The following is a 17,765-nucleotide window of genomic DNA, read 5'->3' on the forward strand; positions in this document are numbered from 1 at the left end:
GGACATCTCCCCCACCAGGGGGGAGATTGGCAGCTTCGGCGCTCCGCTCAATCTTGCAATGTGGACAATTGACGAAAGCCGCGATGACAGCTGATCTCCCCCCAAGTGGGGGAGATGTCCGGCAGGACAGAGGGGGGCGCCGTAGAGCGCTATCCTTGCTCATCCATTGCTCCGGCCCAACCCCATCGCGAGGCCCCACCGCATGAGCACCACCGCGATCACACCCCCCGTTCCCTTCGGCCGCCGGATAAAGCGCTTCATGGCCGACCGGCCGCTTGTCCCGCTCATTATCCTGCTCGTCATCCTGGTGATGATCCTGCAGATCCTGCGCCCCGGCATAGTCAACGAGCGCTGGATCGCCAACACCATCAAATTCGCTATCCCGCTGGCGATCCTGGCCGGCTGCCAGACCATGACCATGCTGACCGGCGGCATCGACCTGTCGGTGGGCACGGTGGCGACGATGAGCGCCTTCATCATGGCGACGCAGATCGTCAACCAGGACCCCGCCGTGGCCTTCCTGCTGGCGATGATGCCGGCGGTGCTGATCGGCCTGGTCAACGGCGTCGGCGTCGGCGTCTTCCGCGTCCACCCGCTGATCATGACGCTGGGCACCAGCCTGATCGGCACCGGCTGCCTGCAGGTCTACCAGCGCACGGTGATTGCGTCGGGCGCCAGGATACCGGATTTCCTCAACTGGCTGGGCACCGGCGTCACCTGGGGTTTCCCCAACGCCCTGCTGCTATACGTGCCGCTGGCGGCCCTCATCGTCTTCACGCTGGCCCGCACCGGCTTCGGCCGTCTGCTCTACGCCGTCGGCGACAATGAGCGCGCCACGCGCCTCTCCGGCGTGCAATACTGGCAGGTGATCACCGCGCTCTACATCACCTCGAGCGTGCTCGCCGGCATCACCGGCCTGCTCTATATCGGCCTGATCAAGGCCCCGTCCCTGTCGCTCGCTGAACCGCTGGTTCTGCCCTCGGTGGCGGCGGCCGTGATCGGCGGCACCTCCATCTTCGGCGGCCGCGGCGGCTACACCGGCACCATCATCGGCGCACTCATCCTGACCGTTTTGACGACGCTGCTGACGATCTTGCAGATGCCGGAAGGTGCGAGACGGATCCTGTTCGGGCTGATCGTGCTGTTCGTGACGGCGGCGTATCTGCGGATTGTGGAGGAGCGATAGAGAACAAACGGCTGATTCGAGCCGGAAGCCGACACCTGCCGCCCGATGGCTGCAATTCGCGAGGGGCGGTGCAGGCCCGGATCACGCGTTTGTTTGACGCCTTGGCCTTAAATGCCTTGCTCTTGGGCTTGGAAATGTCGCGTTATCCCGTTCTTAAGACACCAAGGAACAGATCCATGCGCAACATCTTGCTCGCAGCTGCTTTCATCGCCGCCTCCGCCATGCTTTCGAGCACCGCCTGTGCCCATGCCCATCTGGAAGCTGCCCAGCCGCCGATAAACGGCACGGTGAAAGACGCTCCTACCGAACTTGATCTCAAATTCAGCGAGGAGCTCAACCTGAAGTTCACCGGCGTAAACGTCACCGGACCGGACAAGAAGCAAGTCAAGACCGACGGCGACATGCTGATGGACGGCGACAAGACATTCATGGTCGATCTTCCCGCCGGGCTCGCCGCCGGCACCTACAAGGTCGAGTGGCATGCGCTGTCGCGGGACGGCCACAAGACGCATGGCGACTACAAGTTCACCGTGAAGCCGTGATCGATCAGAGGGGCCCACGATCATGCCCCCTCTTTTCGCTTTCGTGATGACGGACCGCCCAATGTTGCCTCCCCCGGCCGCCCGATGATGCCGGACACTTTCCTCATGGCCTGCCGCTTCGTTCACGATGCGGCGCTGATGATGCTCTGGGGCGGCTTCGGCTACCTGGCGGCGCTTGTGCCTCGGCGCCTGGCCGGGCCGATCGCCGACCGGCTGGCTGGTTCCCGCCTCGTTGCGGTCGGGCTTGCGCTGGCCACCACGCTTCTCGCCCTGCCGATCCAGACCGCCATGATCGGCGACGGCTGGACCGATGCGGTGAACGGGCGGGTACTGACCGATGTGCTGATGACGACCAGCGTCGGGACGGCATGGCTGGCGCAACTCGCGGCTGTCGTCATCCTTGTCTTTTCGCAATTGTCTCCTGCCCGCTTCAAGACGGCAGCGACCGCCGGCGCGGCAGCGCTCGGTCTGGCCGCGCTCGCCTTCAGCGGACATGCGGTCATGCAGGGCGGCTGGCAAGGCGTTGTTCATCCGCTAAACGACGTCCTGCACGTGCTTGCCGCCGGCGCATGGATAGGCGCGCTGCCGCCGCTGCTCATTGTGCTCGCGCAATTCGGCCAGCCGCCCTTCAAGGCCGACGCGACAGTGGCGCTGCGCCGCTTTTCGACCGCCGGCCACTGGGCTGTCGCGCTTGCGATCCTGTCCGGCATCGGCAATAGCCTGTTCATCGTCGGCTGGCCACTCGGCATCTCCCCTACCTACCGGGCGCTGCTGACGGCAAAGATCGTCGTCGTCTTCCTCATGACGGCGGCAGCTATCCTCAACCGCTATTGGTTCGTGCCGCGCCTCGGCCGACATCGCGCCTCCGCCCTCGCCGCAATCCGGACAGGCACGCTGGCAGAGATAGGCCTCGGCCTTGCCGCGATCTTGCTCGTCTCGATCTTCGGCTTGCTCGATCCGATTGGCGGGAACTGATCGAGTCGCCTCACCATGGCGCGGTGTCCATCTCGTGCCAGAGCCGATTGTGCGAGATCACGGTAGCTCAGAGCACCCATTGCAAGACCAAGCCCAGGACACAGAGCGACATGACGAGCGTGGATAACCATCCAAGCGCGCGTAGCCAGCCTTGCACGGGGAATTCTCCCATAATCTCCCGGCGATGGGTCATCTGCATCATGACCGCCATCACCGGCACCGCACAGACGCCATTGATCACGGCACTCCAGTAAAGCGCCTTGATGGGGTCGATCGGTGTAAACATGATCCCCATCCCCAAGGCCCCGGCGCTCGCCAGGGTGGCGTAGAAGGCGACAGCTTCCTTGGGCCGGCGCTCAAGACCGACTGGCCAGCGAAAAGCTTCGCCCACCGCGTAGGCGGCTGAGCCTGCGAGGACAGGCACGGCGAGCAGCCCGGTGCCGATGATTCCAGCGGCAAAGATTACGAATGCGAAACGGCCGGCCACCGGCTCCAAGGCCTTTGCGGCGTCTGTCGAAGAACCGATATCCGTCACCCCGGCCTTGTGCAGGGTCGCGGCACTGGTGATGACGATGGCGATCGCGATCAGATTCGAGAAGGCCATTCCCATCAGCGTGTCGGCGCGGATGCGTGAAAACGCCGGCGAGGCCTGCCAAGGCGCCCAACGGAGTGGCTTGGCCTTGGGATCGAGTTGCTGTTCCTCGACTTCTTCCGAGGCTTGCCAGAAGAACAGATAAGGCGAAATGGTCGTGCCCAGGATTGCAAGCAGCGTCGTGAAAAAGGTCTCGTTCCAGCTTATGCTGGGAATCAGAATGCCGCTTGCCGCCTCACCCCATGGTACATGCGCGAGGAAAAGGGCACCGACATAAGCGAACAGGCTGAGTGTCGTCCATTTGAGGACGGTGACGTATCTCGAATAGTTCAGGAACACGATCGCCGAGATGCAAATCGCACCGAAAAGGACGACATAAAGCGAGCTCGGGCCACCAACCAGGAGCTTTAGAGCGTCGCCCATGGCGCTGAGATCAGCCCCGATGTTGACGACGTTGGCGACAAACACCAGCGTAACGACAAACCACGATAGCGAAACCGGGTAGTGCCGGCAGAGATTGCCGGATATGCCCCGCCCCGTGGTTCGGCCTAACCGCGCCGCTATCTCCTGGATCGCCGCCATGAGAGGGAAAGTGAAGAGAAGCGTCCAGCTGATAGAGAACCCGAGTTGCGCTCCAGCCTGGCTGTAGGTGCCGATGCCTGAGGGATCGTCGTCGGAGGCGCCGGTGATGAAACCCGGGCCGATGGTCCGCAGGAGGCGCTGAAATGGTCCTTTTGCCAAGACGTTGCTTTGGTCCTTGGCGACTTTGGCGCTGAGATCGGTCATGATTGCCCTCGCGCCCCTCAACGACGGCCGACCACATTGGTTTCATAATGCTAATAAAAAGCGTGGCTTACCAAGGTGCGAGCCATCGGCACTGAGACCGCGCTCGCGCTGGTTTATGGCTTGGGCCACTTACCAAGCCCAGGCGCCGGCCGACCAAGTTCCGTGCTGGCCGAATTGGTCTGACCGGCGCGTCGTCCTTTTGGCCGCTATAGCCCTTCCAGTGCGACTGAACGCGATGACATATCCGCAGATCGAGCCTAGACCGGTTTGGCGTACTGTTCGGCGCTCAGCACTTCGATGCACTGGAACGGTGCCTTGCCTTCCACCCAGGCGTCGTGGCCGGGCGGGATCGTGTAGGACATGCCTTCACTGAAGGTCTTTTGCGTCCCGTCCTTCATTTTGATCGTGATTGTCCCCGACACGACATAGCCGACATGTGAGACTTGGCAGCTGTCGGTCTTGACCACCGGCTTCACGCATTCGGACCATCGCCAGCCTGGCTCCATGTTCATCCGCGCGAGCGTGTAGCCTGGCAGCCGCACCACCTCGACGCGCGTCTTGGCGGGCGAGCGCACCTCGTCCGGTTTGTCATGCGATTTGGCTTCCAGTTTCGTGACGTTCATTGCAGCTTCGGCCATGGCATCCTCCCATCTTTTTGAAGCGGAGCCCGACACCGCGATCGCCGGGGACCGCTTTCGCATCCATACACCATTTCATCAGCGTTCGCTAATGTAACAGGCCTGGTCCGGCCTCGTTGGAGACAACTGGCGGCCGCGCCACCCTCACCGGAAGCCGATGAGTGACCTCAGGACCGCCGCCGGGCCAGCGGCGTCCGCCAGCTCTTGCGGAAGCCGGCCCGCAGACGGGCAACATTGCCGTCGGGCAGCCTGTGCGATCCGCCGGATGCTGAACGCGTCATAGTCCCCTCACAGCGCCAGGCTGCCCTGCTCCGCCTCCTCGGCATTGGGATCGCCGGGCGCCGTGGCCCAGGCGAGTTCCACCAGCGTCACGGTGCGCTTGCCCGTGCCGTCGACCTGGCACACGATCAGGCCCTGCTCCTCGATATAGGTCAGGAGACGCCGGGCCCGGCGCAGCGAATGCGAGCCATAGGCGCGGGCGATCGCGGCGTCGCTCGGGCACGGCCAGCCCTCTTTCGCCGCACGCGCGATCATCATGAACACGCCCTGCATGTCGTCGGGCAGCAGCGAGGCGCGGACCGAAACGTCGCGCCACGCATCGTCCTCGGTGGTCTCGGACCCCAGCCCGGCACGCGCGCGCGTCAGCATGCGGCGGAACGCGGGCAGATCGGGCACCACCGAGGCGAGGCCCTCGATGCGGCAGCGCACGACGAACTCCTGGTAGAGCACGCCGATGACGCGAAAACCCGCATCGGGCTCCGCCAGCACGGCGCGCAGCACACGGTCGACCCGCTCGCGCCGCTCCGCCAGATCCTCGGCGCTGATCGGCGGTTCCATCGGCTCGGGCCGGATTTCCAGCGCCGCCGATTTCGCCGCCATCAATTGATCCAGCAGGTCCGGTGACGCGGTCCGGCGCGGCGCGCGCACCGCCTCGGGCGGCGGCGCCGCCAGGATGATCGAACGGGCATCCTCGAGCGCGGCCCCCGGCAGCGGCATCAGCCGCGGCGTGCCGTTGCGCGGGCTTGTATCGGTCGGGCCGATGCGCAGGCCGAGCGGCCGCCGCGACAGCGCCGGCCCCAGCGCCATGAACTGCCCGCGCTCCAGGTCGCGGAACGCTTCCGCCTGGCGCCGCTCCATGCCCAGGAGATCGGCGGCGCGCGCCATGTCGATGTCGAGGAAGGTGCGGCCCATGAGGAAATTGGACGCCTCGGCCGCGACGTTCTTGGCGAGCTTGGCCAGCCGCTGCGTGGCGATGATGCCGGCCAGCCCGCGCTTGCGGCCACGGCACATCAAATTGGTCATGGCGCCAAGCGACAACTTGCGCGCCTCGTCGGAAACCTCGCCAGCCACAGCCGGCGCGAACAGCTGCGCCTCGTCCACCACCACCAGCATCGGGTACCAGTGGTCGCGTGCCACCTCGAACAGCCCACCGAGGAAAGCGGCGGCCCGCCGCATCTGGTTCTCGGCATCGAGCCCTTCGAGATTGAGCACCGTGGAGACACGATGGATGCGCGCCCGCTCGCCGGCCGCCTGCAGGCCGCGCTCGGTATGCTCCTCGGCATCGATCACCAGATGGCCATAACGTTCGCCCAGCGACACGAAGTCGCCTTCGGGATCGACGATGGTCTGCTGCACCCAGGGCGCGCTCTGCTCCAGCAGCCGGCGCAAGAGATGCGACTTGCCGGAGCCCGAATTGCCCTGCACCAGAAGACGGGTCGCCAGCAGCTCCTCGAGATCAAGGTTCGCCGGTGCGCCCGCCGTGGTGTGGCCCATCTCGATCGCAACGGTCATGTCTCGACTCAGGCTCTCCCTTCGCAGACGGGCTTATCAACCCCATCGCGGCGCGTCGAGCCGCACCGGGCAGAGGCTTCGCGTTGCGCACAGCCGTGAGGAGCGGTGAGTTGCCCTGGGGAGGCCAGCAGGCCAGGCGGAACTGGCGGGCAGCCGACCGATCGCCGCAGAGCCTGTGGATAGTAACCACCTGTTCACCATGGGCCGGCGTTCCGATTGAAGCCGTCAGGCATCCGCGTAGCCTGACCCTGCAATGTGATGCACCCCAACGCCCCAAATGGCGGCCGGCGTTTTCAAGTTCTCTCCACAAGTATGCGCCGGTCGCCGCCTTTCATCCTTGCCATACCCCGACGCCGCGCCGACGGCGCACAAAACCCGTTGTCTGGGGCAAAGCCGGGGTTGACCGGCCCGGACCGCGAGGCGACACTTCATGTGAAGGGCAGTTCCGGCAATGCCCACCGCCAGCCCGGACTGCGCAAGGCAAGTGCGAGGAGGAAATGCGATGGACGAGCCCGAACGGTGGCGCCACATGTCGACGGCGCCGAAGGACGGCAGCCGGATTCTGGTTACGGTCCGTCCCTCCGAACAGGGACCGGCGGAAGTCGACCTCGCCTACTGGTCGCGCGCCGACCAGTTTGCCGAAGAGGGCTGGCGCGCCTCTGATTCTTCCCCGGGCCGCGTCATCGAATATGCCGAGCCGGAGCTGAAATGCTGGATGCCCCTGCCCTCGGCCAACCTCGCCCGCGCCTCCATGCCTGCCCCCTGGGAAGGCGACGACGCCGGGCAGTTGGACGGCTCGGGGATTTAAGGGCCATCGGCGGAGCTGCTGATCTCCCCCCAAGTGGGGGAGATGTCCGGCAGGACAGAGGGGGGCGCCGTAGAGCGCGGCATCAATAACCGACCGGACAGCCATGCCGCATACGCCCATGCCTCCACAGAACCGCGCAAACGCCAAATCGATGCGCAAGGTCATGACCGACGCAGAGTTGAGGCTTTGGAACGAGCTTCGCGCGGATCGTTTGATGGGCCTGGGTTTTGCAGGCAATTCCCGATCGCCGGCTATATCGTCGACTTTGCCTGTCCGGAGAAGAAACTGATTGTGGAAGTCGATGGTTCACAGCACGGCGATGCGGATCTTGCTGCGGCTGACGCGTTTAGGACGAAACGCCTGGAACAAGACGACTGGACTGTGCTGCGGTTCTGGAATGAAGATGTGATCCGCGACATCGACAATGCTTGCCAGCACATTGTTATTACAGCGGGATTGGCTGAACTGACGGAATAGGCTGGCGATCCTTCGCGCCCCCCTCTGTCCTGCCGGACATCTCCCCCACTTGGGGGGAGATTGGCAGCTTCGCCCTCTCAGAACAAAAATGCAGCCGTCGCCGGGTTCGGCCCCGTCCGGCCGTCGCGCGAATCCATGCCGTCGATCGCCTTCAAATCCAGGGCGTCCAGTTCGAAGTCGAAGACATCGAAATTGGCCGCGATGCGGTCCTGGTGGATCGATTTCGGGATGACGATCAACCCTTGCTGCAGGTGCCAGCGGATCATCACCTGCGCCGTCGACTTGCCGTGCTTTTTGGCAATGGCTGACAGGGTTGCGTCGCCGATCAGCCGGCCGCTGCCGAGCGGGCTCCAGCTTTCGGTATGGATACCATGGCTTCGTGGAACTCGCGCAGCGCGCGCTGCTGCAAACGCGGATGCAGCTCGATCTGGTTGACGACGGGCGTCACGCCGGTTTCGCCGATGATGCGCTCCAGATGATCCTTGTTGAAATTCGAAACACCGATCGATTTGATGCGGCCGGCCTGCTTCAGCTCGATCAGAGTCTTCCAGGCCTCGACATATTTGTCCTGGCTGGGCACCGGCCAGTGGATGAGGAAGAGGTCGAGCTGCTCGATGCCGAGCTTCGTCATCGTATGGTCGAAGGCGCGAAGTGCCGCGTCGCGCTGGTGCGCGCCGTTGCGCAGCTTCGAGGTGATGAACAGCTCGCTTCTCGGCACGGCGGCACCACGGATCGCCTCGCCGACGCCTTCCTCGTTCTGGTAACCCTCGGCCGTGTCGATCAGCCGGTAGCCGGCCTTGATTGCCCAGCCCACCACCTGCGCGGTGATGTCATGATCGACCTGCCACACGCCAAGGCCAAGTTGAGGAATGGTCGCGCCGTCGTTCAACGTGATTTGTTCGGGCATGATGGGGGGTCCTTTGCGTAGGAAATGTCCGGGCGATCGCCCGACGCAGCCTATCTAGGCACGACCTGGGACGACGGCCAGTCGCCGGCGGCAAATTCGCGTGAGATGTAACTATGCCAATTGTGGATAGTGGCGCGAAGCACCCCCTCTGTCCTGCCTGACAGAGGGGAGTGTGAAGGAACGCGACGCTGGTTCGTAGTCCGCCCTTTTGTCTCTGCACCCTCACCTCGGCCGGCGCACCGCGCGCACCACGCCGGCGGGGCCGCTACCGCAGAAGAAGCAGTCGCCGCCATCGGATTCCAGCCCCGACACGTTCTTGCCGGCCGGCATGTCGAGCCTTTCGAGCACCTTTCCGGTCTCCGGATCGATGCGCCTGATATCGCTCTGGTCGCCTTCCCAGGTGGCGTGCCACAGTTCGCCGTCCACCCAGGTCACCCCGGTGACGAAGCGGTTGGACTCGATCGTGCGCAGGATTTTTCCGCTCTCGGGATCGATCTGGTGGATCTTGCGCTCCCGGTACTGCCCGACCCAGAGCGTGCCCTCGGCCCAGGTCAGCCCGGAGTCGCGGCCGCCGCCTGGCGCCGGAATGGTGGAGAGCACCCCGCCAGTATCGGGATCGATCTTCTGGATGCGGTCGCCGGCTAGCTGGAAGAAATGCCGGCCGTCATAGGCGGTGCCTGCATGGGCGGCGACGTCGATCGAACGCAGCGTCTGCCCGCTTTCCGGATCGAACGCGTTCAGCCTGTCGCCTGAGGCGAACCAGACATTCTTGCCGTCGAAGCTCACGCCCGCGACCTGGTCCACCCCTGAAAAGGGTCCGTATTCGCGCAGGATTTCGGCCGCTGAATGTTTCATGTCCTGGTCCTCAACCGTGGTCATTTTCCCTGTCCGTTTCTTTGGAAGATGATCCGTTCCCAAAACGGATTCCACTTTTCAGGACCATGTTCTAGCCGTTCGGCAGCGGCGCCGGGAGTAACAAGGTGGTCGTGAATCCCGCCACCGGTGGCGTCATCCAGCGGCGCGCACGGCCATGGCCGAAAAACTGCACCTTGCCGGCCTCGGCGAGCGGCTCGAGCGCCCGCTGCACGCTGCGCTGGCTGGTTCCGAGCGCCAGCGCCAGGGCCGAGCTCGACCAGGCCTCGCCATCGGCAAGCAAGGCAAGCACGGCCGCGTGCCGTTCCTCGATCGGCCGCGCCAGCACCATCACGGCGCGCGCCTGAAGCGGCGCCAGCGTGAAGCCGCGCCTGGTGGCGTTGATATGCGCCAACACGCCAAGCTCGGCGCGCAGCCGGCCGATCTCGACGCGCAGGCGGGCGCGGTGCGATTCATCGGCATGCTTGCCGCCGAAGGCCCGCGCCACGAGCTCCTCGCGCGACACATCCCCAGGCCACGCTTCAGCGAGCGCACGCGCCAGCGCGAACAGCACCGGCCGGCTCGCCAGCGAAACCGTTGTCTCGCCGCTGCGCACCGTATAGCGGAAGGCGTCGACGATCAGCGCTGGTGATCCCTGCAATGTCTCGACCTCTTCGAGCAGCAGCGGCCGCTCCGTGCCTTGCGAGATCAGCTTTGCCGCGGGTGTCTCCAGGGCAAGGGATGCGCTGTCGACCTCCGCCATGAGGCCGGCAATGCCGGCCTGGCGGGCGGCGTTACGGGCCCATTCCAGCGCCGCGCGCGCCGGCCGGGTCCGCAGGCGCCGCATGGCGATGCCGGCGACCGCGAGCTCATGCGCGGCCCGGGCGGCCGGCGGAAGCGGCGTCGGGTCGAGCCCTGCCAGCACATGCTCGGCCTCGTCGAGACGGCCGATCAGCAGCAGGCGCCGCACCTTGAGGTGGCCTGCATGCGCTGCGTTCAGCCGGTCGCCATGCTTTTCCAGCGTCGCGCGCGCCGCGTCGAGCGCCTTCGCCGGCCAACCGAGGTCGCGCGAGACCAGGGCGATCTCGGCCTCGGCGACGACGCATCTGGCGCGCGCGACAGCCTCTTTCGGGCCGAAGGCGCGCGTGGCGCGCCGCAACAGCTGCTTGGCGCGCTCGAAGTCGCCGAGCTGCGCCATGGCGATGCCGCGCAACGCCAGAGCCGGCGCGTCCTCGCGCAAGGCGACCCGGTCAAGCGCGCCAAGCGGATCGCCTCCCGCCAGTGCCAGCGCCGCCGCCGTGATCAGCGAGTCCATTCAAATCCCGTCACACTTGTAACTCCCACCCCCGCAAAGCACCGCCCTAACTTAAGTCACCGCAGCCAAGCAGCAAGCCGCATCGGCGGCGCGGCGCAACAACGGAGAACACTGAATGTCCACCGACGCAACCAACGGCAGCACCGCGCACACGCGGCGCCACCCCTGCTGTGCCGGACCCGAGGATGCGGATGCCATTGCATTTGCATCGCCCGCTTCGCCCGGCTCCACCATGGCTCAGGATGCCCAGGCAACGACAGCCCGCAACGACGCCATGACTGACAAAGGAGAAGACCAATGACCAAGCACATGACGATGAAGACCCCGCCGATCGTTTCACGACAGGAATGGGACGCCGCGCACGAAAAGATGCTGGTGAAGGAAAAGGCGACGTTGCGCGCCAAGGACGCGCTCGCCGCCGAACGCCGGCGCATGCCGTGGCTGGAAGTGGACAAGGCCTATGTCTTCGAAGGCCCTAATGGCAAGGCAAGCCTGCTCGACCTGTTCGAAGGCCGCCGCCAGCTGATCGTCTACCGCGCCTTCTTCGAGCCCGGCGTCTATGGCTGGCCCGACCATGCCTGCCGCGGCTGCTCGCTCGGCGCCGACCAGGTCGGCCACCTCGCCCATCTCAACGCCCGCGACACCACGCTTGCCTACGCTTCGCGCGCACCGCAGGCCGACATCGCGCGGCTGAAGACGCGGATGGGCTGGGACATGCCCTGGTACACGATCACCGACAGCTTCGACAAGGATTTCGGCGTCGACGAATGGCACGGCCACAACGTGTTCATCCATGACGGCGAGCGCATCTTCCGCACCTATTTCATCAACAACCGCGGCGACGAGGCGATGGGCACGGTCTGGAGCTATCTCGACGCAACGCCGCTCGGCCGCCAGGAGGTCTGGGAAGACTCGCCCGAAGGCTACCCCCAGACCCCGCTCTACAGCTGGTGGAACTGGCACGACAATTACGAGGCCGGGGCCGACAAGAAATGGGCCGAAGTGGCCGCCGCCGGCGAAGCCGCCTTCCGCGACAAGGGCGACAAGTAGAGGGGTATGCAGCTTGGTTTCCTCTCCCCTTCGGCAGGGCGAGGAAACCAGATTCCGACGGCTCGCAACCATCAAGGAAAAGACCATGAGCGATACCCATTCCGGCATCGGCGGCGCGACTCCCGAAAAAAATGCCGCCCATCTCGGCATCGCCGACTGGCTGTGCCTCGCCGCGGCGCCCACTTTCGCGCTGATGGCCTTGCTCTCCTGCCTTCAAGGGGGTGACGGCGCCATGCTGTGCATGGGCGCTTCGCCGCTGACCGGCCCAATCCTGACCGGAATGCCGGCGATGTATCTGCTGATGAGCGCTTTCCATCTGGCGCCGTGGCTGAGGGTGATCTCCGGCCGGCAGGTCCGATAGAGCCCTTCGCGCCGTGGCACCGTCGATCACCGATGGCGAGTTGACGGGGCAGCGGCGGGATGAAAGCCGCGATCGGCCAGATACCTGTCGAGAGTATCCACGAACCCGTCGATGTCGGCCTTTGTCGTGCGATGGTTGACGATGGCGCAACGCACCACCAGTTCGCCGTTGAGGGTCGTCCACGAAGGCGCGGCCAGGCCGGATTCCTGCAGATCCAGCACCAGGTCGCGGATGAATTCAGAGTCCGCCCCGCGAATGCCGAAACAGACGATGTTGAGCGCCACGGGCGCTTTCAGCTGGAATGCAGGGTGGCGTTCCAGGGTTTCGGCGAGATGGCGGGCGAGCCTGCATGTGTGTGCTATCGAGCCGCCGATGCGATCGGTTCCAAGCGCTTCGATCGTCATCCACGTTTTCAAGGCGCGGAACCCGCGCGACAGGTCCGGACCGAGATCACAGGGCCAGGTTTCGCCGGCGGCGAGCCCCCGGTCACCACGCTGCAGATAGGCGGCCGGCTGCGCGAACGTGCGCTTCTGGGCATCGCCGTCGCGCACCAGCAGGAAGCCGGCATCGTAGGGAACCTGGCCCCCTTTGTGGAAATCGAGCGCCACCGACGCCGAATTCTCGATGCCCTTGAACAGTTCGCGCAGGGAATCGGACAGCACGGCGAGTGCACCGATCGCTCCATCGACATGAAACCAGAGTTTCTCCCTGGACGCGATTTCAGCGATTTCCGCCAGCGGATCAATCGCCCCGGTGTTTACCGTTCCCGCCGTACCGACGACCAGGAACGGCAAGAAACCTTCCGCCCGATCTTCCCCGATAGTGTCGCACAGCGCGCCAGACAGCATCCTCCCGGCATCGTCGACCGCGACTGTCCTCAGATTTGCCGATCCGATGCCGGACAGCTGCATTGCCTGCGCGATGCAGGAATGGGCTTCGGCCGATGTATAGGCGACCAGCTGGCGGTCGCAGTCGCGCAGCCCGGTCTCGCGGACGGACTGGCCCAGCGCCTCGGTCTTGGCGATCGTCACCGCGACGAAGTTTGCCATTGACGAGCCGGTGAGGAACAGGCCGTTTGCCCCAGCGGGGTAGCCGAGCGCCTCGCTCATCCAGCGCACGATCTGCTGTTCGACCACGAGACCGGCATGGTCGCGGCCGCCGCAATTCATGTTCAGGCCGCTGGCGACGATTTCCGCGACCATGCCGATCGGCGTGCCCGCGCCATGGACCCACCCCATGAACGCCGGATGCAGGTTGCCGGTGGCGAACGGCACGATGTGCGTGCGCACATCGTCCAGGACATCGCCCAGTTCGCTGGACTGCTTCGGCAGCGGGCGGACAAACCTGGCGCGCGCCTCATCGCTGGGCCGCTGCCATACCGGTCTCTGCCTGATCGTTTCGATATGGGTGATCATGTCGTCCAGCAAGCCGTGCGCGAGCTCGCGAAACTGATCCCAGTCCGATGGATCAAGGTTGCCGGAGGTGTCGGCCGCTTCTGTTGCCGCCACGCGCTCCTGCTCGATCGCCCGCGGCATCAGGCGCCTCGGCGATGATGAAGGACCGCCGACAATTTGTGGAAGAAGACGTCGAGCCTGGCTTCCATCGGAGCGAAGGCCTGATGCAGCGGCTGGCCGGCCGACATCGCCTGCGCAACGCCTATGACATCGGGAGCCGAGGCGGCGACGCGCAGGACCGTGCGCGAACCGAGCCGCACGGCTTGCCCGACATGGCAGATCGGTCCCCCGCTGAGATCGCGCATCGACAGCTGGATGCCCTGGCACTCCTCGAACGACGCGAAAGCGCCGGCCCCGTTCATGACGGTCAACGGGACCATAGCGCGGGAGCCGAGGTGGTCGCCTTCATCATCCTGATGCAGCGAGACGCCTTTCACCGCACCGATTCGAGACCGCACCAGGCGGACAAACTGCTCCTTGACGAGGCTTTGCCGGGACTCGTCGATCGCGGCGTAGCGGTCGAGATGGGCGAGCGCCGCGACCCAGCGCAGCCCCAGTCCCAGGTTCAGTTCCGAGTTGAAGCCGAACCGCATCCGTTGGCGAAGGGCCGCGGGCCAGTCCTGCGCCGCGCTGTATTCCGCAAGGCCGGCTGGAATGTCGGATCTCGCGGCAAGTTCCTCGGCAAAAGCCGCAGGGATAAGGAGAGCGCCTGAGAAAGGCGGGCCAGCGACGAACTTGGATCCGGTCAAGGCCACCAGAAACCCATCCGCGAGGTCCTGCCTCAAGCGCGAGATCGAGCCGCGGAACTGGCAGGCATCGACGATGACCCGCACCCGGTCCGGGGCAAGGGCCGCGACGTGGCGCGCCGCCTGTCGGCTTACGGCAGGCAGCCCGGTCTTGGACGCATCGAGCACATGGACGAGGACATCGCGATCCCGCTTCAGCTCCAGCTCGACGGCAGCGATGACGTCGGCATCGATGTCATGCTGATGGCGAGGCTCGCCCATCTCGTTGCGGATGGCGATCGTGCGCACCTCGATGCGGTCCGGCGGCAGCCCCTCGACCGGCGCACCAGCCTCGACGGTGCTGCCGAGAGCGGTCAAATCCGAATAATGGAACCCTGCCGCCGCCCGTGGAACGCCGTTTCCCGTTTCATCGGGCGCGACAAGCACATTGGTCAAGGGGCGCCTGGAGACGCCCGCGACCATGCAGAGAGCGAGAAGCTCCGCATCCGTTCCAGAAGCCGCGAGCACCACCTGCGCGCCAGCGCAGCCGAGGTTGCCGGCGATCCGGTCCCGGATGTCGGCGAACCATTGCTCGGAGGCGACAGGGGAAGGCGACGCGATGTCGATGAGACGCGCGAGCTCGGCACCGGCCGCCTGGAATCCTTCGCGGGATATGTTGCTTGCCGTCGTCGACGAGAATGAGATCTCGTCGTCCGCCGGGGTGGCGCGCGTGCCATAGCGATTGCGCCGCGTGATCGCGTCCGGCCAGATACGTCTGTCGCCGCCTGTCTGGAGCAGGAATGAAACGGATGCCGGCGAATCCGCGCGGAGGCCAACCGTTTCCAGGTCCGGGCGCATCGGCACCGGCAGGATCCCGCGCTGAATTGCAGGCATGATGGTCTCCGAAATCAGGGCAGTGGTGAGTTGGTTGCGATCAAAGCGGCGTCGACTTGCGCGCCGCGCGCCGTGCCAGCGCATTTTCGAATGCCGCGAAGAGCTTGCGCATGGCGCTCTTCTTGTAGGGAAAGATACTCTCCCAATCCATTGAATGGACGATCATCGCCACATCCGCCTCGAACACCAGCAGCCGGCCGTCGGCGAGTTCAGCGCAATCGATGGCGAAATAGTCCAGCCCGAGGCGCCGGTGAAGGGCTTCGAAGGCATGCGCGTGGCGCACCGCGAAGTCGCTGTCGAAGCTGGCCATCCAGGCCGCTTCCTCGGCACGCCTTTCTTCGTGCTGGGTCATGCCGGCATTCAGATAGTGGACCATCCAATGTTCGGAAACCGCGAGATGGCTGGCATAGGGGCGCCCGCCGATGAACGCGACGCGTTGCTTGCGGAATTTGCGGTCCGTCCCGCTGTAGTCGATGAATGGCGTGACATAGAATTCGGCCTCGGCGTGCGAAATCAAATAGGCCGAAAGCTCCGATCGCGTGGAGATCTTCTCCATGCCCTTGCCGGCATGCGTGCCGGCCGGGCGGACGATCACCGGAAACGCCTTCGCCGCGAGGATTGCCGCGACCTCGATTTCCCCGCAAGCCAGTCTCTCGATAACGGCACGGTCAAGGCGCGCGGCGGGCGGGGCAAGGATCGAAGGCTCGTCCTTCAGCGCCTCGGCGACGCCATGCCTGGACAGCGCCATGATGCGGCGCGGCGCATTGTTGACTATCGGCCCGGCCCAATCGCCCAGCAACCGGTCGAGGTTCGCCAGAACCGCCAGATTTGCTGCCGATTCGCCGACAGCCACGAACGCGACGTCATGCTCGGGCACGTCCTTCAGATCGGCCGTGTCGGCATCGACATAATAGAGCAGCAGGTTCGTGTCGGAATCCTCGAGCAGGAATTCGATCGGCGTGTTGGCCATGAAGTCGCCGGCGGTCATGAAGACAAGGACGTTCAGGCCCGTGCCGCGTCCGTTGCGGACCCGGTATTGGCGGCTCATCTCGAGCGCCGCCTTCTGGCTGAGCGCCGCCTTGTCTTCCTCGCCGATCGCATGAAGCAGGATGGACACGTCCAGGAATGCCGCGGCATCGGTGACATCGGCGGAAATGCGTCCGAACAGCCCGTTCCACAATGGCGAGATATCCCGCCCCTCGAAGACGGCCCGCACGATGGGCGCCTTGCCCGTGATGAGATTCTGATCGTCGAATGTCTCGATTTGAACTGCCGCGCTTTTCAAGCCCTCAAGCCTTCTGCCACGCGGTGGTTACGGCTGGTTCAGCCTCCACGCCGCCTGCACGATGTGCAGGTGGCACTTTGGGCTCCGGCGCTTGTGCGAGCCTTGTGGCCCGGCGAGCGGATCGCAGCGTTGGCCGCTGCTGGCCTCGGTCAGCGATCGGCCTTCGTCGACGTCCCCGCCCCGAACCGCAAGCCGTCCATCAACAGCTTGACCAGCCGGCGCGAGCGGTCGCGCCACTCCGGCGTGTCCGGCGCGGAGTAGATGCCGCCGAGCGCGTGCAGAACGTCCGAGGCGTCGACGTCGCCGCGGATGGTGCCGTCGGCCACCGCCGCCTCGACCAATTGCCGCAGCGCCTGTGAGACCCGGCCCGACGTGTCGGAAAACAGCGTCGAATTGGTGGTGAGCAGGATGCGCAGGCTGGTCGCCAGACCGCGCTTGGTGGCGATGTAATCGACGAAACGCCGCATCCACTCTTCCAGCGCGACATCTGACGAATGTTTTTGGGCAAGCTCGCCGGCGGCCGCGCACAGCCCCTCCGCCTCGCGCCGGTAGACGACCTCGACCAGATGCTCGCGCGTCGGGAAATGCCGGTAGAGCGTGCCGATGCCGACGCCGGCGCGCCGTGCGATCTCCTCCAGCGAGGCATCGATACCGCGCTCCGCAAACACCTCCGCCGCCACCTCGACCAGCCGGTCGCGATTGCGCCGGGCATCCGCGCGCAGCGGCTTGCCCGCCGTGGCGGTCTGTTCAGCAATGATCGACGGCTCAACGGCCAATTTTTTCTCCACTGTCGAAATATGGGGCTTGAACCCGGCCGGGTCAGCCCCCACGTAAGAAACGGAGGCTCCTCCGCTTTAGTGGAGTGCCTTTATCATATAATCAGGGGAACCGGTATGTCACGTCTGCAAACTGCCGAGCGTGTAATCTCCCCCCTCGAGGGGGAGATGTCGCCGAAGGCGACAGAGGGGGTCGCCCCGCATGAAGCGCCAACCCCCATCCGCCGCAGGAGGTTGCATCCGGTCGAACCGACCCCCCCTGCCGGGCATCTCCCCCTCAAGGAGGGAGATCAGCAGTTCCGCCATCCCCACACTCTCCGCCCCGCGTCAAGCAACTGGAGCCAGACGCCC

16 protein-coding genes and 2 pseudogenes are annotated in these 17,765 nt (G+C 65.1%); 8 read left to right on the plus strand and 10 right to left on the minus strand.

The genetic code is table 11. From position 1 onward, the window contains the following. Positions 1-202: 202 nt before the first annotated feature. From FJW03_RS13150 to copD, 3 genes are all read left to right on the plus strand, one after another. A complete protein-coding gene (locus FJW03_RS13150) occupies positions 203-1,186 on the plus strand; it encodes an ABC transporter permease (RefSeq protein ID WP_140766083.1) in 984 nt (327 codons plus the stop codon). Positions 1,187-1,362: 176 nt separating this feature from the next. Further along, positions 1,363-1,728, plus strand: a complete 366-nt coding sequence (gene copC / locus FJW03_RS13155; RefSeq protein ID WP_140766084.1) for a copper homeostasis periplasmic binding protein CopC — start codon at positions 1,363-1,365, stop codon at positions 1,726-1,728. 87 nt (positions 1,729-1,815) lie between these two features. Beyond that, complete coding sequence (gene copD, locus FJW03_RS13160) at positions 1,816-2,703, plus strand: copper homeostasis membrane protein CopD (protein ID WP_226890648.1); 888 nt, start codon at positions 1,816-1,818, stop codon at positions 2,701-2,703. A 67-nt stretch (positions 2,704-2,770) separates the two neighbouring features. Here copD and FJW03_RS13165 read toward each other — a convergent pair whose 3' ends face one another. The 3 genes from FJW03_RS13165 to FJW03_RS13175 form a co-directional block, all read right to left on the minus strand. Then, entirely contained in the window at positions 2,771-4,081 is a 1,311-nt protein-coding gene (locus FJW03_RS13165) for an NRAMP family divalent metal transporter (protein ID WP_140766086.1), read from the minus strand. Positions 4,082-4,338: 257 nt separating this feature from the next. Continuing rightward, positions 4,339-4,719 (minus strand): cupin domain-containing protein, encoded by a 381-nt coding sequence (locus tag FJW03_RS13170; protein WP_140611992.1) that lies wholly within the window; start codon positions 4,717-4,719, stop codon positions 4,339-4,341. A 288-nt stretch (positions 4,720-5,007) separates the two neighbouring features. Beyond that, positions 5,008-6,510 carry an ATP-binding protein gene (locus FJW03_RS13175; protein ID WP_140766087.1) on the minus strand — a complete coding sequence of 501 codons (1,503 nt, stop codon included), beginning with the start codon at positions 6,508-6,510 and terminating at the stop codon, positions 5,008-5,010. Positions 6,511-7,012: 502 nt separating this feature from the next. On the opposite strand from FJW03_RS13175, the gene FJW03_RS13180 reads away from it, so the two are divergent. Then, complete coding sequence (locus FJW03_RS13180; protein ID WP_140611998.1) at positions 7,013-7,318, plus strand: hypothetical protein; 306 nt, start codon at positions 7,013-7,015, stop codon at positions 7,316-7,318. Between the two features lie 163 nt (positions 7,319-7,481). Beyond that, positions 7,482-7,702: pseudogene (locus FJW03_RS30345) on the plus strand (endonuclease domain-containing protein); the annotation flags it as partial. Positions 7,703-7,872: 170 nt separating this feature from the next. On the opposite strand, the pseudogene FJW03_RS13190 reads toward FJW03_RS30345, so the two are convergent. The 3 genes and pseudogenes from FJW03_RS13190 to FJW03_RS13200 all read right to left on the minus strand — a co-directional run bounded on the left by FJW03_RS13190 (position 7,873) and on the right by FJW03_RS13200 (position 10,869). Next, positions 7,873-8,702: pseudogene (locus FJW03_RS13190) on the minus strand (aldo/keto reductase). Between the two features lie 222 nt (positions 8,703-8,924). After that, entirely contained in the window at positions 8,925-9,557 is a 633-nt protein-coding gene (locus FJW03_RS13195; protein WP_140612006.1) for a PQQ-binding-like beta-propeller repeat protein, read from the minus strand. 91 nt (positions 9,558-9,648) lie between these two features. Beyond that, entirely contained in the window at positions 9,649-10,869 is a 1,221-nt protein-coding gene (locus FJW03_RS13200; RefSeq protein WP_140612009.1) for a helix-turn-helix domain-containing protein, read from the minus strand. Between the two features lie 115 nt (positions 10,870-10,984). Between FJW03_RS13200 and FJW03_RS13205 the strand changes: the two genes are divergently transcribed. The 3 genes from FJW03_RS13205 to FJW03_RS13215 all read left to right on the plus strand — a co-directional run bounded on the left by FJW03_RS13205 (position 10,985) and on the right by FJW03_RS13215 (position 12,280). Beyond that, entirely contained in the window at positions 10,985-11,170 is a 186-nt protein-coding gene (locus FJW03_RS13205; RefSeq protein ID WP_140612011.1) for a hypothetical protein, read from the plus strand. Next, on the plus strand, positions 11,167-11,919 hold the full coding sequence (locus FJW03_RS13210) for a DUF899 domain-containing protein (RefSeq protein ID WP_140766088.1): 753 nt from the start codon (positions 11,167-11,169) through the stop codon (positions 11,917-11,919). Before FJW03_RS13205 ends, FJW03_RS13210 begins: the two co-directional genes overlap by 4 nt. A gap of 85 nt (positions 11,920-12,004) precedes the next feature. Continuing rightward, positions 12,005-12,280, plus strand: coding sequence for a hypothetical protein (locus FJW03_RS13215; protein WP_140766089.1), 276 nt, complete (start codon positions 12,005-12,007; stop codon positions 12,278-12,280). A gap of 26 nt (positions 12,281-12,306) precedes the next feature. Here the strand turns inward: FJW03_RS13215 and FJW03_RS13220 are convergent, their stop codons facing one another. From FJW03_RS13220 to FJW03_RS13235, 4 genes are all read right to left on the minus strand, one after another. Then, entirely contained in the window at positions 12,307-13,815 is a 1,509-nt protein-coding gene (locus tag FJW03_RS13220; RefSeq protein ID WP_140766090.1) for a pyridoxal phosphate-dependent decarboxylase family protein, read from the minus strand. Then, positions 13,815-15,353, minus strand: coding sequence for a hypothetical protein (locus tag FJW03_RS13225; protein ID WP_140766091.1), 1,539 nt, complete (start codon positions 15,351-15,353; stop codon positions 13,815-13,817). Before FJW03_RS13225 ends, FJW03_RS13220 begins: the two co-directional genes overlap by 1 nt. 40 nt (positions 15,354-15,393) lie before the next feature. Beyond that, positions 15,394-16,638, minus strand: a complete 1,245-nt coding sequence (locus FJW03_RS13230; RefSeq protein ID WP_140766092.1) for an ATP-grasp domain-containing protein — start codon at positions 16,636-16,638, stop codon at positions 15,394-15,396. A 149-nt stretch (positions 16,639-16,787) separates the two neighbouring features. After that, positions 16,788-17,414 (minus strand): TetR/AcrR family transcriptional regulator, encoded by a 627-nt coding sequence (locus FJW03_RS13235; protein ID WP_140766093.1) that lies wholly within the window; start codon positions 17,412-17,414, stop codon positions 16,788-16,790. Between the last annotated feature and the right edge of the window lie 351 nt (positions 17,415-17,765).

This window comes from Mesorhizobium sp. B4-1-4 (assembly GCF_006439395.2).
Classification (GTDB): domain Bacteria; phylum Pseudomonadota; class Alphaproteobacteria; order Rhizobiales; family Rhizobiaceae; genus Mesorhizobium.